The sequence below is a fragment of the Azorhizophilus paspali genome (genome assembly GCF_043587585.2).
GTDB lineage: Bacteria > Pseudomonadota > Gammaproteobacteria > Pseudomonadales > Pseudomonadaceae > Azotobacter > Azotobacter paspali.
In genome coordinates this window covers 893,387-907,529 of record NZ_CP171449.1, presented here as the reverse complement: position 1 = coordinate 907,529, position 14,143 = coordinate 893,387, and the positions used below count along the sequence as shown (strand labels likewise).

At 63.7% G+C, this 14,143-nt stretch carries 14 protein-coding genes; 4 read left to right on the top strand and 10 right to left on the bottom strand.

The genetic code is table 11. The features are described from left to right. Nucleotides 1-57: 57 nt before the first annotated feature. The 6 genes from ACGI6K_RS04475 to ffh all read right to left on the bottom strand — a co-directional run bounded on the left by ACGI6K_RS04475 (nucleotide 58) and on the right by ffh (nucleotide 4,093). Nucleotides 58-489, bottom strand: coding sequence for an acyl-CoA thioesterase (locus tag ACGI6K_RS04475; protein ID WP_376947623.1), 432 nt, complete (start codon nucleotides 487-489; stop codon nucleotides 58-60). 143 nt (nucleotides 490-632) lie between these two features. Continuing rightward, nucleotides 633-983, bottom strand: coding sequence for a 50S ribosomal protein L19 (gene rplS / locus ACGI6K_RS04470; RefSeq protein ID WP_376947625.1), 351 nt, complete (start codon nucleotides 981-983; stop codon nucleotides 633-635). Between the two features lie 42 nt (nucleotides 984-1,025). Further along, nucleotides 1,026-1,769, bottom strand: a complete 744-nt coding sequence (gene trmD / locus ACGI6K_RS04465; RefSeq protein WP_376947627.1) for a tRNA (guanosine(37)-N1)-methyltransferase TrmD — start codon at nucleotides 1,767-1,769, stop codon at nucleotides 1,026-1,028. A gap of 2 nt (nucleotides 1,770-1,771) precedes the next feature. Next, nucleotides 1,772-2,308, bottom strand: coding sequence for a ribosome maturation factor RimM (rimM, locus tag ACGI6K_RS04460; RefSeq protein ID WP_376947629.1), 537 nt, complete (start codon nucleotides 2,306-2,308; stop codon nucleotides 1,772-1,774). Nucleotides 2,309-2,315: 7 nt separating this feature from the next. Continuing rightward, on the bottom strand, nucleotides 2,316-2,567 hold the full coding sequence (rpsP, locus tag ACGI6K_RS04455) for a 30S ribosomal protein S16 (RefSeq protein WP_376947631.1): 252 nt from the start codon (nucleotides 2,565-2,567) through the stop codon (nucleotides 2,316-2,318). 149 nt (nucleotides 2,568-2,716) lie between these two features. Beyond that, entirely contained in the window at nucleotides 2,717-4,093 is a 1,377-nt protein-coding gene (ffh, locus tag ACGI6K_RS04450; RefSeq protein ID WP_376947633.1) for a signal recognition particle protein, read from the bottom strand. A 154-nt stretch (nucleotides 4,094-4,247) separates the two neighbouring features. On the opposite strand from ffh, the gene ACGI6K_RS04445 reads away from it, so the two are divergent. Together ACGI6K_RS04445 and ACGI6K_RS04440 are read left to right on the top strand one after the other, a co-directional pair. Further along, nucleotides 4,248-5,048: a cytochrome C assembly family protein gene (locus tag ACGI6K_RS04445; protein WP_376947635.1), complete on the top strand. Its 801-nt coding sequence runs from the start codon at nucleotides 4,248-4,250 to the stop codon at nucleotides 5,046-5,048. A gap of 90 nt (nucleotides 5,049-5,138) precedes the next feature. Then, nucleotides 5,139-6,419, top strand: coding sequence for an HlyC/CorC family transporter (locus ACGI6K_RS04440; protein WP_376947637.1), 1,281 nt, complete (start codon nucleotides 5,139-5,141; stop codon nucleotides 6,417-6,419). Nucleotides 6,420-6,453: 34 nt separating this feature from the next. Here ACGI6K_RS04440 and purT read toward each other — a convergent pair whose 3' ends face one another. After that, a complete protein-coding gene (gene purT, locus ACGI6K_RS04435; RefSeq protein ID WP_376947639.1) occupies nucleotides 6,454-7,635 on the bottom strand; it encodes a formate-dependent phosphoribosylglycinamide formyltransferase in 1,182 nt (393 codons plus the stop codon). Between the two features lie 285 nt (nucleotides 7,636-7,920). Then, nucleotides 7,921-8,523: a CoA pyrophosphatase gene (locus ACGI6K_RS04430; protein WP_376947655.1), complete on the bottom strand. Its 603-nt coding sequence runs from the start codon at nucleotides 8,521-8,523 to the stop codon at nucleotides 7,921-7,923. 112 nt (nucleotides 8,524-8,635) lie between these two features. Between ACGI6K_RS04430 and ACGI6K_RS04425 the strand changes: the two genes are divergently transcribed. Both ACGI6K_RS04425 and ACGI6K_RS04420 read left to right on the top strand, forming a co-directional pair. Continuing rightward, nucleotides 8,636-9,193 (top strand): NUDIX hydrolase, encoded by a 558-nt coding sequence (locus tag ACGI6K_RS04425; protein WP_376947641.1) that lies wholly within the window; start codon nucleotides 8,636-8,638, stop codon nucleotides 9,191-9,193. Between the two features lie 20 nt (nucleotides 9,194-9,213). Further along, a complete protein-coding gene (locus ACGI6K_RS04420; protein ID WP_376947643.1) occupies nucleotides 9,214-9,720 on the top strand; it encodes a L,D-transpeptidase family protein in 507 nt (168 codons plus the stop codon). Between the two features lie 61 nt (nucleotides 9,721-9,781). Here ACGI6K_RS04420 and ACGI6K_RS04415 read toward each other — a convergent pair whose 3' ends face one another. Both ACGI6K_RS04415 and purL read right to left on the bottom strand, forming a co-directional pair. Further along, the gene (locus tag ACGI6K_RS04415; RefSeq protein ID WP_376947645.1) at nucleotides 9,782-10,099 is read right to left on the bottom strand and encodes an NGG1p interacting factor NIF3; all 318 of its coding nucleotides are present in this window, start codon (nucleotides 10,097-10,099) and stop codon (nucleotides 9,782-9,784) included. 95 nt (nucleotides 10,100-10,194) lie between these two features. Continuing rightward, on the bottom strand, nucleotides 10,195-14,091 hold the full coding sequence (gene purL, locus ACGI6K_RS04410; RefSeq protein WP_376947657.1) for a phosphoribosylformylglycinamidine synthase: 3,897 nt from the start codon (nucleotides 14,089-14,091) through the stop codon (nucleotides 10,195-10,197). Between the last annotated feature and the right edge of the window lie 52 nt (nucleotides 14,092-14,143).

The following is a 14,143-nucleotide window of genomic DNA, read 5'->3' as shown; positions in this document are numbered from 1 at the left end:
GAACAGACCGGAAAAAGCCGCCAGGGAGTCCGGGAACTCACATTGGCGAGCAACCACTCAGGCCACTTCGTCCTTTTCCGGTGAAAAGCCGGGCAGTATAGCCCGTGGTTTCTTGTTTTCGTCGATGGCGACGAAACTGAATACGCCGGTGATGGCTTTCTCGCGGGTACCGCAATACATGCCTTCGACGAAGATCTCCACCTCGACCTTGCAACTGGTATTGCCGACCTGCACCACCCGACCGATCAGTTCGACGATCGAACCGCCCGGAATCGGATGCCTGAAGTCGACCCGGTCGGAGGAAACCGTAACCGTCGGCAGACGGCAGAAGCGCGTCGCCGTAATAAATGAAATCTCGTCCATCCAGCCCAGCGCGGTACCGCCGAACAGGGTGTTGTGGTGGTTGGTGGTGAACGGAAAGACCGCTTTGGTGATGCGGGTTTCGGACAACGCGATCCGACGCTGGATTTCTTGCTCTCTAGGGGTCATGCCACTACTTCCAGATAAAAATAGATGGATGCCACTGGCGGTATTTTGTTGTTGTACGCTGCAAGGCAGGAGTTACGCCTGTCGGCGGACATACAAACGAAAAAGCAGCCTTCCGGCTGCTTTTTCGAGGGAAAAGCCCTTGATTAGGAAAGCTTTTCCTTGATGCGTGCCGCTTTGCCGGACAGTTCGCGGAGATAATACAGCTTGGCCTTGCGCACGTCACCGCGGCGCTTGACGGTAATGCTGTCGACCAACGGGCTGTAGGTCTGGAAAGTACGCTCGACGCCCACGCCGCTGGAGATCTTGCGCACGGTGAAAGCACTATTCAGGCCGCGGTTGCGCTTGCCGATGACCACACCCTCGAAAGCCTGCAGACGCTGGCGCTCGCCCTCCTTCACCTTCACCTGCACGATCACGGTATCGCCCGGGGCGAAAGCCGGAATCTCTTTGCTCATCTGCTCGGCTTCGAGCTGCTGAATGATCTTGTTGGTCATCTGAGTGCTCCTGAGACAGGCCCCTGGCCCGCCATCGATACGTCAACTATCGTCCCGTTGGCGAAGATATTCCGCCAACAGCTTTTGCTCTTCTCCAGAAAGCGAGCGGCTATCCAGAAGATCGGCGCGGCGCTCCCAGGTCCTCCCGAGGGATTGCTGCAGACGCCAGCGCCGGATGTGCTCGTGATTGCCGCTCAGCAGCACCTCAGGAACACGTTTTCCCTCATACACCTCCGGTCGGGTGTAGTGCGGGCAATCGAGCAGGCCATCGGTGAACGAGTCCTCTTCGGCGGAATCGGCATGCCCCAGCGCACCGGGCAACAACCGGGTAACCGCATCGATCAGCACCATGGCCGGCAATTCGCCGCCGGACAGAACATAATCGCCGATCGACCACTCCTCATCCACATGCGCCTCGATGAAGCGCTCGTCGATACCCTCGTAACGGCCGGCGATGAGGATCAATGCCTCCTCCCGCGCCAGCTCGAGCACCGCCTGCTGCTTCAGCCGACGGCCCTGCGGCGACAGATAGATCACCTTCGCCCGCCCCCCGATGGCCGTCTTGGCCGCAAGCAGCGCACGCTCCAGAGGCTGGATCTTCATGACCATGCCCGGACCGCCGCCGAACGGACGATCGTCCACCGTCTGGTGACGATCCTCCGTGAAACTGCGAGGATTCCAGCAGTTGAGCCTGAGCAATCCCTGTTTGACCGCCCGGCTGGTTATGCCGAAATCGCGGATGGCGGCGAACATCTCCGGGAAGATGCTGATGACCTCGACCTGCATGCTCAGAAGTCCGCATCCCAGTCCACCCGAATCTCGCCGGCCGCCAGATCCACCCGCAACACGCACTGCTCCGTATAGGGCAGGAGGCGCTCCCGGTCGTCCAGGCTACCGGTACAGGGCCTGACCACCAGTACATCGTTGGCACCGGTTTCCAGCAAATGATCGACCTTGCCGAACAAGCGACCTTCTTGGTCGACCACCCGCAGGCCTTCGAGCTGATGCCAGTAAAACTCACCTTCGTCCAACCGGGGCAGTTGAGCGATGGGAACGCAGACTTCGAAATCCGCCAGGGCGCGCGCCCCGTCGCGATCCTCGATTCCCTTCAGCTTGGCCACCAAGAGCCTGCCCTGCGGGCGCCCTCGAACCAGCTCAATCTGACGTCGTTCGTCGCCACGCCTGAGCGTCCAGAAACGGTAATCCAGCAGATTGTCGATCGGATCGGTGAAGGAATAGACCTTCACTTCGCCACGGACGCCATGCACCGAAGTGATTTTGCCGATAACGATCAGCCCATCGACGGATGCAGGCGTCATGTCCATGTCGAAGTCAGGCGGTCGCCTTGGCTGCTTCCTTGAGTAGATGAGCGACGCGCTCGGACGGCTGGGCGCCCTGGCCGAGCCAGTAGGTAGCACGCTCCTGGTCCACGGACAGCTTCACTTCGGCGCCCGAGGCGACCGGATTGAAGAAACCGATGCGCTCGACAAAACGGCCGTCGCGAGCGTTGCGGCTGTCGGTCACGGTCAGGTGGTAGAAGGGGCGCTTCTTGGAGCCGCCACGGGCAAGACGGATGGTTACCATGTGAACATTGTTCCTGTAGTCGGTGCTGCAAAACCAGATTGCACACTGGGCTCATGGCCCGAAAGGCCGCATATTCTAAAGGTTATGCAGCATTTTGCAAACGGCTTTTCGAGTTCATGCCACCGAGCTCGGCATCGAGCGGGCGGCCGCTAGATCTTGGGTAGCCGACCGCCGGGGAACATGCCACCCATGCCACGCATCATCTTGGTGATGCCCCCCTTGGCGGTGAATTTCTTCATCATCTTCTGCATCTGCTTGTGCTGCTTAATCAAACGGCCGACATCCTGCACCTGGGTGCCAGAACCGAGAGCGATGCGCCGCTTGCGCGAACCGCTGATGATGTCCGGATCCCGGCGCTCGGCCGGGGTCATGGAGTTGATGATCGCCTCCATCTGCATCAGTTGCTTTTCCGCCACGCCCTGGGCATTACCCATCTGCGCCAAGTTGACGCCACCGATGGCCGGCAGCTTGTCCATTAGCCCGCCGAGCCCCCCCATGTTCTTCATCTGCTGCAACTGATCGCGGAAATCCTCAAGGTCGAAGCCCTTGCCCTTCTTCAACTTGCTAGTGAGCTTCTCCGCCTTCTGGCGGTCGAGCTTGTGCTCGGCCTCCTCGATCAGGCTGAGCACATCGCCCATGCCGAGGATGCGCGAAGCCATGCGATCCGGGTGGAAGGGCTCCAGGGCATCGCTCTTCTCGCCCATGCCGATGAACTTGATCGGCTTGCCGGTGATGTAGCGGACCGACAAGGCGGCACCGCCACGCGCGTCGCCATCCACCTTGGTCAGCACCACGCCGGTCAGCGGCAGAGCATCGCCGAAGGCCTTGGCCGTGTTGGCAGCATCCTGGCCCGTCATCGCATCGACCACGAACAGGGTCTCGACCGGCTTGGCGGCGGCATGCAGGAGCTTAATCTCCTCCATCATGTCGGCATCGACGTGCAGACGGCCGGCGGTATCCAGCAGCACCACGTCGATGAATTTGAGCCGCGCCTCGCGAATCGCCGCCTGGGCTATATCCACGGGTTTCTGAGCGGTATCGGATGGGAAGAAGGTGACGCCGACCTCTTCGGCCAAGGTTTCCAACTGCTTGATCGCCGCCGGACGGTAGATGTCAGCGGACACCACCAGGACCGACTTCTTGCGGCGCTCCTTGAGAAAGCGCGCGAGCTTACCCACGGTGGTGGTCTTGCCCGCCCCCTGCAGGCCAGCCATCAACACCACCGCCGGCGGCGTCGCATTCAGCGACAGATCCTCGTTGGCCGCCCCCATTAGCGTTTCCAGCTCGACGCGGACGATCTTCACGAAGGCCTGCCCCGGCGTCAGGCTCTTCGAAACCTCGGTGCCGACAGCACGCTCCTTGATCCGATTGACGAACTCCTTGACCACCGGCAGCGCGACATCGGCCTCGAGCAGAGCCATACGCACTTCGCGCAGGGTATCCTTGATGTTGTCCTCGGTCAGCTTGGCCTTGCCGGTGACATGACGAAGGGTCTGGGAAAGGCGATCGGTAAGGTTTTCGAACATGCACGTTCCTTTCGGGCTCGAGAGCCCAGGGTGGGCTTGCAGCGGGCCGGCAATTATATAACGAAGAGCCCAGAGCCGACACCGCGGGCGGTCTTTCGTGAGAAGCCGGTTGTATGCCACACTCGGGGCTTTAGGATCTGCCAGACCCGGACTCATGCATCCACTGTTGCCTAGCCTCGCCGCCGCCGGTCTATACGCCTCCGCCACGCTCTACCAAGGCATGCGCCTGACCAGGCACAGCCTGCCGGACAAGCGCCTACTCCTGCTGCTGGGCATCCTGGCCCTGATCGCCCACGGTATCAGCCTGGCATTGCAACTGCTGGGGTCGAACGGCCTGACCCTGCACTTCTTCAACGCCTCCAGCCTAATCGCCGCCGCAGTGATCGCCCTGACTCTGCTCGCCAGCCTCTACATGCCGGTGGAGAACCTGTTGTTGCTGCTGCTGCCGCTGGGTGCGCTCACCGTGCTGCTGGCGCAGTTCATGCCGGTCGGCACCTTGAAGGGAGTCGACGAGGAGCCCGGGATCCTCGCCCATATCCTGCTGTCGGTTCTCGCTTACGGCATGCTCACCATCGCCATGTTCCAGTCCCTGCTGCTGCTGCTGCAGGACTATCAACTCAAGCACAAGCATCCTTCTGGCCTGGCCCGCAACTTCCCGCCCCTGCAGACCATGGAAAGCCTGCTGTTCGGTTTTCTCTGGGCAGGCTGGGGACTGCTCTCGCTATCGCTGCTCTCGGGTTGGCTGTTCCTCGACGACCTGTTCGCCCAGCACCTGGTGCACAAGACCCTGCTCGCCTGTCTGGCCTGGCTGGTCTTCTCCGCCTTGCTGATCGGCCGCCACCGCCTCGGCTGGCGCGGGCACACGGCGATCCGCTGGACCCTGAGCGGCTTCTGCCTGCTCATGCTCGCCTACTTCGGCAGCAAATTGGTCCGCGAATTCATCGTGCATGTTTAGGGCCGTCCGACAGAAGGGCAACCCTTGCCGGCAGGCGAGCCGCCGGGACGCACGCCTGGCCCCCATCTCCGAGCACACCCCGGACCGTACATGGAAGCCCTGCATCCCGGCTACCTGGTTGGCCTGCTGATCTTTCTGCTGGCATGCTCGGCCTTCTTCTCCAGTGCCGAGACGGGCCTGCTCGGTCTCAACCGCCATCGCCTGCGCCAGCATGCCGAGAAAGGGCATCGCGGCGCCAAACGCGCCAAGGCGCTGCTCGAACACCCCGATCGCCTGCTCGGCACCATCCTGATCGGCAACAACTTCGTCAACATTCTCGCGTCCGCCATCGCCACCGTGCTGGCCACACGCCTGTGGGGCGAGGTCGGTATCGCCATCGCCACCCTCGGCACGACCCTCGCCCTGTTGATCTTCGGCGAGATCACTCCCAAGACGCTGGCGGCCATTCGACCGGAGCTGATGGCCTACCCCTTCAGCCGGCCGCTGGCGCAGTTGCAGAAGATCCTGTATCCGCTGGTGATCCTGCTCGGCTGGATCAGCAATGGCCTGCTCCGCCTGGCCGGCATCGCCCCGCAGGACAAAGGCATCGCGAGCCTGACCAGCGAGGAACTGCGCAGCATGCTCCACGAGTCCGGCGAAACGCTGTCGCCGAACCACCGGGGCATGCTGCTTGGCATCCTCGATCTGGAGAGGGTCAGCGTCAACGACATCATGATCCCGCGCAACGAGGTCGTCGGCCTCGATCTGGACGAGACGATGGAAGCCATGGTGGAGCTGCTGCGCAGCACCTCGCATACGCGCCTGCCGGTGTTCCGTGGAGATATCAACCGGATCGAGGGTGTGGTGCACATGCGCCACATCGCCCACCTGCTCACCAGGAACCGATTGACCAAGGAAAATCTGCGCGAGGCTTGTCAGAAACCCTACTTCGTCCCGGAAAACACGCCACTGGCCGTCCAGTTGATCCAGTTCCAGCAACAGAAGCGGCGCATCGCCATAGTGGTCGACGAATACGGCGACGTGCAGGGTATCGTCACTCTCGAGGACATCCTGGGGGAGATCGTCGGCGAGTTCACCAACCGCGACCACCAATTCGCTGCGGATATCCGAGCGCAGGAGGACGGCTCCCAGATCATCGACGGCGCCGCCCACGTACGCGAAGTGAACAAGACGCTCGGCTGGCAGTTGCCGAGCGACGGCCCGCGCACCCTCAGCGGGCTGATTACCGAGGCCTTGCAAAATATTCCCGATTGCGGAGTCTGCCTGAGCATCGGCCGCTATCGACTGGAGATCCTCGAGACATCGGGAAATCGGGTGAAGAACGCGCGCGTCTGGACAGCCGATGCACGCCCCTCGCCGACGTACGACTGACGAAGGCTTGCCCGGAGAGCAGCCCCCGCAGGTACTACAACTGCACCTCGACCGCCTGCGCGGCACGCGTTGCCTTCTGCCGCGCGGTTTCAACCGAGACATCCCGCGCCAGGGCCACGCCCATCCGTCGCTGACCGGCGACCTCCGGCTTGCCGAACAGGCGCAAGGCGGTATCCGGTTCGGCGAGTGCCTGTCCCAGGTTGGCAAAGCCTACTTCGCGGGAGTGCCCCTCGACCAGAATCACCGCCGAAGCGGCCGGGCCGAACTGGCGGATCGCCGGAATCGGCAGGCCGAGAATGGCTCGCGCATGCAGGGCGAATTCGGAAAGATCCTGGGAGATCAGTGTCACCAGACCGGTATCGTGGGGACGCGGCGAAACCTCGCTGAACCAGACCTGGTCGCCCTTGACGAACAGCTCTACGCCGAACAGTCCGCGCCCGCCCAAGGCTTCGGTGACGGTCCTGGCGATGCGCTCGGATTCCGCCTGCGCCGTCGCGCTCATCGCCTGCGGCTGCCAGGACTCCTGATAGTCGCCCTTCTCCTGGCGATGGCCGATGGGGGCGCAGAAGGTGGTCCCCCCCGCATGACGCACGGTAAGCAGAGTGATTTCATAGTCGAAATCGATGAAGCCCTCGACGATCACCCTCCCCTTGCCGGCCCGCCCGCCTTCCTGGGCGTAGTCCCAGGCGGCCTGCAGTTGCTCGGGCCCCTTCAGCAGGCTCTGTCCCTTGCCGGAGGAACTCATGATCGGCTTGACCACACAGGGAAAGCCGAGCACTTTCGTCGCCGCGCTGTACTCCTCGAAGCTGTCGGCGAAGCGGTAGGGCGAAGTCGGCAGCCCCAACTCCTCCGCCGCCAGACGGCGGATACCCTCGCGGTTCATGGTCAGGTGAGCGGCACGCGCGCTGGGGATCACAGTGAAGCCCTGGCTTTCCAACTCGACCAGCGTCGCAGTGGCGATGGCTTCGATTTCCGGCACAATGTAATGCGGCTGCTCCTGCTCGATCAGCGCGCGCAAGGCAGCGCCATCGAGCATGTTGATCACATGGCTGCGGTGGGCGACCTGCATAGCCGGCGCATCGGCATAGCGATCCACGGCGATCACTTCCACACCGAAGCGCTGCAGCTCGATCACCACCTCCTTGCCCAGTTCACCTGAGCCACACAGCAATACACGGGTCGCACCCGGCGACAGCGGAGTTCCAATACGGGACATGGGATTTCCTTCAACATGCGTACGTCCCGTCCACAGCGGTGGACGGTAACGGACGCAACCTATGAGAACAGGCCCTCGACGCGGGCCTGCTCGGCGCACAATGCCATCAACCGGCGCTGTTCGGAATTGTCCGATCGTCGCCAGCAGCCGATTTCGTTTGGCACACGCCGACACATGGGACAGACACCGGCATCCGGAACGGCAGGATGGATCTTCCTTCGGCCCTCCGCCACGGACCAAACTCCGCCACTCGCATACGAGCAGCCGACGACAATCGCCATATCTTCAGTCCAGCTCGACGAAGCTCGCCGGCTGCCGTTGGGTCTCGATTCCGGCGTCGAACAGCAGGTTCACCAGTTCGACCACCATCATCGCGGTCAGCCCCCAGATCTTGTACGGGCCGTAGCGGTAGCAGGGCACGTACTGGCTGCGCCCCTGGTGGTCGATGCGGTGCGTGGCTTCCCGAGGGCACTCGCAGAAGAACGCCAGGGGCACCGAAAAGACCGAGGCGATCTCGCCATCGTTGGGCCGGTATTCGACATAGTCGGGCACCAGCGCCACATAGGGCGTCACCAGGATGCCATGAAGAGACACCAGGGGACTGAGCGTCCCCACCACCTCGACCAGCCCCGGCGGCAGGCCGATTTCCTCCTCCGCTTCGCGCAGGGCGGTATGTACCAGATCGGGATCTTCCGGATCGCGGCGTCCGCCGGGAAAGGCCACTTCACCGCCATGGGTGGACAAGCCGCTGGCACGCAGGGTCAGCACCAGCTCGGGCTCGTCGCTACGGGTGATCGGCACCAACACCGCAGCCTCGGGAAAACGCCCGTCGGTCCCCAGGAGACGAGGCGAATGGTTGCGCATGCGTCGGAGCAGATCTTCCTGCATCTTCATCCTCTATCTTTACTCCATGGGAAAACATCATGACACGAACTACACAACCGGCCCACCTTTCGCCCCGCCAGAGGCAGTCGGTCGACGGCAACCTGCGGGAAATCCCATGAAATTTTGCAGCCAATGCGGTAGCCCGGTGAGTTGGCAGACGCTCGACGGCGATCATCGACCACGCTTCGTCTGTTCGTCCTGCGGCACCGTGCATTACCAGAACCCCAGGATAGTGGCCGGTTGCCTGCCGCTCTGGCGCGGGCAGGTACTGCTGTGCCGGCGCGCCATCGAGCCACGCCGCGGCTTCTGGACACTGCCCGGCGGATTCCTGGAGAACGGCGAAACCATGAAACAGGGGGCGGCCCGGGAAACCTTGGAAGAAGCCTGCGCGCACGTCGAGCGACTCGAGCTATATACCCTGTTCGACCTGCCCCACATCGATCAGGTACATGTATTCTTCCGCGCTCGACTGGTCGACACGCGCTTTGCAACAGGCCAGGAAAGCCTGGAAGTACGATTGTTCCGTGAAGCCGAAATTCCCTGGCGGGAGCTGGCTTTTCCGACCGTCGGTCATACTCTAAAATATTTTTTCGAAGACCGGGTCCGGCAGCTCTACCCGGTGCGCAACGAGCCGCTTGCACCCCTACCGATGAAACCCTTGGAACGATTCTGACTGCAAATATGGAACTTTCGATGCGCTGGTTGCTTGCATCCCTTTGCCTGTCCGTTGTCGGCCTCTCGCAGGCCAGCGTACCTTCACCCGGAGAGGAACACCGGGTCGTCGACAAGATTCTGGTGGTGAAATCCGAGCGCAAGCTCATGTTGCTCAGCCGGGGCCAGCCCCTCAAGTCCTACAGGGTTTCCCTGGGCAAGCGGCCGACAGGCCCCAAGCGGCGCGAAGGCGATCAGCGCACTCCGGAAGGCCTCTACTGGATCGACTGGCGCAAGGCCAGCGACAAGTACAACTTGTCCATGCACATCTCCTACCCCAATATCCGCGACCAGGCCCAGGCCCGTGCGGAGGGTGTACCGCCCGGCGGCATGATCATGCTCCATGGCACGCCGCTGGATGAAAACTACCCCGAGTGGTACTTCCAAAGCCTAGACTGGACCGAAGGCTGCATCGCCATGCGCAACGACGACATCCGCGAGGTCTGGAACCTCGTCAAGGATGGAACCCTAATCGAAATCCGCCCCTGAACCACGAAAAAGCCCCGGCTCGTCGACGACGGGCCGGGGCTTTTCTCTTCCCGGAGCGGAATCAGAACGACATATCGGACAACCGCCACACCTCGAAGGCCGGCGTCTCGTAGGGATGCGCCCGCTTCAGCGCCTCGACAGCGTCATGGATGCGCTCATCGGCGACCACCATCTCCACTTTCCATTCCGCCACTCGCTCCAGCCTGCCGGTTTGTCCCAGGTAGGGCTGGCTGCCCTCCAGCGGGCGGTACTGCCCTTGCCCCGGAACCTGCCAGCAGCAACTGTCGTAGGCGCCGATGCGCCCTCCGCCGGCGGCAAACACGGCCTCCTTGACCGTTTCCACATGGCTCTCCGGTACGTAGAAACACAGTTTGTACATCGGAATCTCCTGAAGCGGGCCGGCCCGGACGGACGGTACGGCGCCCTGCGATAGCGGGGCGACCGAACCCTCCAAAAAACCGCAGTACCGCCCGGTCAGCCCACCCAGACCCGGGCATTGCGGAATATCCGCAGCCAACCGGCGTCCTCCTGCCAGGCATCCGGACGCCAGGAGTTCTGCACGGCGCGGAACACCCGCTCCGGGTGCGGCATCATGATGGTCACCCGGCCATCGCGACTGGACAGCCCGGTTATGCCTCGCGGCGAGCCGTTGGGGTTGGCCGGATAGCGCTCGGTGACTTTGCCGTGATTGTCGACGAAGCGCAGTGCCACGCAGCCGGACAGATCGGCCCCGAGCAAGGCCTCCTCGTTCTCGAACTCGGCATGCCCCTCGCCATGGGCGATGGCGATCGGCAGACGCGAACCGGCCATGCCCTGCAGGAAGATCGAGGCCGACTCCTGCACCTGCACCATGGCCACCCGCGCCTCGAACTGTTCCGAACGGTTGCGCACGAAATGCGGCCAGAATTCGCTGCCGGGAATCAGTTCGTGCAAGTTGGACATCATCTGGCAGCCGTTGCACACGCCAAGGGCGAAGCTGTCCTTGCGCTCGAAGAAAGCCTGGAAGGCATCGCGGGCGCGAGCGTTGAACAGAATCGACTTGGCCCAGCCCTCGCCGGCGCCGAGCACGTCGCCGTAGGAGAAGCCGCCACAGGCCGCCAGCCCCTTGAATTCGGCGAGATCGATGCGCCCGGCGAGGATGTCGCTCATGTGCACGTCGATCGCGGCGAAGCCGGCGCGGTCGAAAGCCGCCGCCATCTCCACCTGGCCGTTGACGCCCTGCTCGCGCAGGATCGCCACCTTCGGACGCACGCCTTTCTTGATATGGGGCACGGCGATGTCCTGCTCCACATCGAAGGAGAGCTGCACCGACAGGCCGGGGTCGTCCTCCTCGAGAATGCCGTCGAACTCCTGGTCGGCGCAGTCGGCGTTGTCGCGCAGGCGCTGGATGCGGTAGCTGGTCTCGCTCCACTGACGCTGCAGCACCCGGCGCTCGGTAGCGAACACCGACTCGCCGTTGAAACCGATGGCTACCTCGGCGCCATTGATCGGCCGGCCGATCACCGCCACGCAGTCGCCCAGACCGGCGGCACTGAACTGCGCCAGCACTTGCGGAGTGGCATCCTGGCGCACCTGGATCACCGCCCCCAGTTCCTCGCTGAACAGCACGCCGGCCAGTTCGTCGCGACCGTCGGCCAAGCCATCGAGGTCAAGACTCAGGCCACAGTGGCCGGCGAAGGCCATCTCCAGCACGGTGACGAGCAGGCCGCCGTCGGAGCGGTCGTGGTAGGCCAGCAGGTGGCCGTCGGCGTTCAATCCCTGGATCACCTCGAAAAAGGCCCTGAGGTCCTCGGCATCGTCGATATCCGGCACCTCGCGACCGAGCTTGCCGTACACCTGGGCGAGAATGGAGCCGCCCAGGCGATTCCGGCTGCGTCCCAGGTCGATCAGGACCAGGTCGGTCTCGCCCTTGTCGAGACGCAATTGCGGGGTCAGGGTGCGCCGCACGTCCCGCACCGGGGCGAAGCCGGAGACGATCAGCGACAACGGCGCGGTAACGCTCTTCTCCTCGCCCGCCTCCTGCCAGCGGGTCTTCATCGACATGGAATCCTTGCCCACCGGGATGGTGATGCCGAGCGCCGGACACAGCTCCATGCCGACCGCCTTCACGGTGTCGTACAGACGTGCGTCTTCGCCCGGATGGCCGGCGGCGGCCATCCAGTTGGCCGACAGCCTGACATCGGAGATCTTCCCGATGCTCGCCGCCGCCAGGTTGGTGAGGGTCTCGCCGATGGCCATGCGCCCGGAGGCCGGGGCATCCAGCAGGGCCAGCGGGGTGCGCTCGCCCATCGCCATGGCCTCGCCGGTGTAGACATCGAAGCTGGTCGCGGTCACCGCGCAATCGGCCACCGGCACCTGCCATGGACCGACCATCTGGTCGCGAGCCACCAGTCCGGTGATCGAACGATCGCCGATGGTGATCAGGAAACTCTTGCTGGCCACCGCCGGATGGCGCAGTACACGGGAAACCGCCTCCGCGATATCCAGCCCGTCGGCGGCGAAGTCGTCGCCCTGCCCGGCCTCGCGCACGACGCTGCGGTGCATGCGCGGCGGCTTGCCGAGCAGCACTTCGAGCGGCATGTCCACGGCATCGTTGGCGAAATGGCTGTCGGCCACCGTCAGCCGAGGCTCCTCGGTGGCCTCGCCGACCACCGCGAAGGGGCAACGCTCGCGTTCGCAGATGACCTTGAAGCGCTCGAAGTCGGCGGCATCCACGGCGAGCACGTAACGCTCCTGGGACTCGTTGCACCAGATTTCCAGCGGACTCATGCCGGGCTCGGCGTTGGGCACGTTGCGCAGCTCGAAGCGACCGCCACGTCCGCCGTCGTTGACCAGTTCGGGAAAGGCGTTGGACAGACCGCCGGCGCCGACGTCGTGGATGAAGCGGATCGGGTTGGCCTCGCCCAGTTGCCAGCAGCGATCGATGACTTCCTGGCAGCGGCGCTCCATTTCCGGGTTGTCGCGTTGCACCGAGGCGAAGTCCAGGTCCGCCGAACTGGTGCCGGTGGCCATCGAGGAAGCCGCGCCGCCGCCCAGACCGATCAGCATGGCCGGACCGCCCAGCACGATCAGCTTGGCGCCGACTGGAATCTCGCCCTTCTGCACGTGCTCGGCACGGATGTTGCCCATGCCGCCGGCGAGCATGATCGGCTTGTGGTAGCCGCGCACTTCCGCGCCGCGCGGACTGCCGACCCGTTGTTCGAAGGTACGGAAATAGCCGGTCAGCGCCGGCCGACCGAACTCGTTGTTGAAAGCCGCGCCGCCGAGCGGGCCTTCGATCATGATGTCCAGGGCGCCAACGATGCGCTCGGGCTTGCCGTAGGGCTCTTCCCAGGGCTGCTCGAAGCCCGGGATGTTCAGGTTGGAAACGCTGAAACCGGTCAGGCCGGCCTTTGGCTTGGCACCGCGGCCGGTGGCGCCCTCGTCGCGGATCTCGCCGCCGGAACCGGTGGAGGCGCCGGGGAAGGGCGCGATGGCGGTCGGGTGGTTGTGGGTTTCCACCTTCATCAGGATATGCACCGGCTCCTGGCTGGTGCCGTACTGACGGGTTTCGGGATCGGGGAAATAGCGCCCGGCGGTGAAGCCCTCGATCACCGCGGCATTGTCACTGTAGGCGGAAAGCACGCCTTCGCAGTGCAGCTCGTAGGTGTTCTTGATCATGCCGAACAGGGACTTTTCCTGGGCCTGTCCGTCGATGTCCCAACTGGCGTTGAAGATCTTGTGCCGACAGTGCTCGGAGTTGGCCTGGGCGAACATCATCAGTTCGACGTCGTGGGGGTTGCGTCCCAACTCGGTGAAGCTGCCGAGCAGATAGTCGATCTCGTCCTCGGCCAGGGCCAGTCCCAGCTCGACGTTGGCCCGAGCCAGGGCCGCCCGCCCACCACCGAGCACGTCGACCGCGCTCAGCGGCCTGGGCTGCGCGTGGCTGAACAGGCCGGCAGCCTGCTCCAGGTCGTCCAGCACCATCTGGGTCATGCGGTCGTGCAAGGCCGCGGCGACGACCTGCGCGTCGGCCTCGGACAGTTCGCCGGCGACATGGTAGGCGATGCCGCGCTCGAGGCGCTCGACCTTGGCCAGGCCGCAGTTGCGGGCGATGTCGGTGGCCTTGCTCGACCAGGGCGAAATGGTGCCGAAACGCGGCAGGACCAGGAACAGTCGGCCGGCAGGCTCCTGCACCGGCACGCCGGGCCCGTACTCGAGCAGACGGGCCAGCACTTTCTCCTCGTCGCCGTGAAGGGCGGCGCTCACCTCGGCGAAGTGAGCAAACTCGGCATACAGCCCGCTGACGGCGGGGACCTTCTGGGTCAACTGATCGAGCAGCTTGCCATGACGGAAGGAGGAAAGGGCGGGAGCGCCGCGCAGGATCAACATCGTCGGAACAGCCTCGAAGGGGGGAGCAGAGAAGCCGTTCATTCTACTCCAT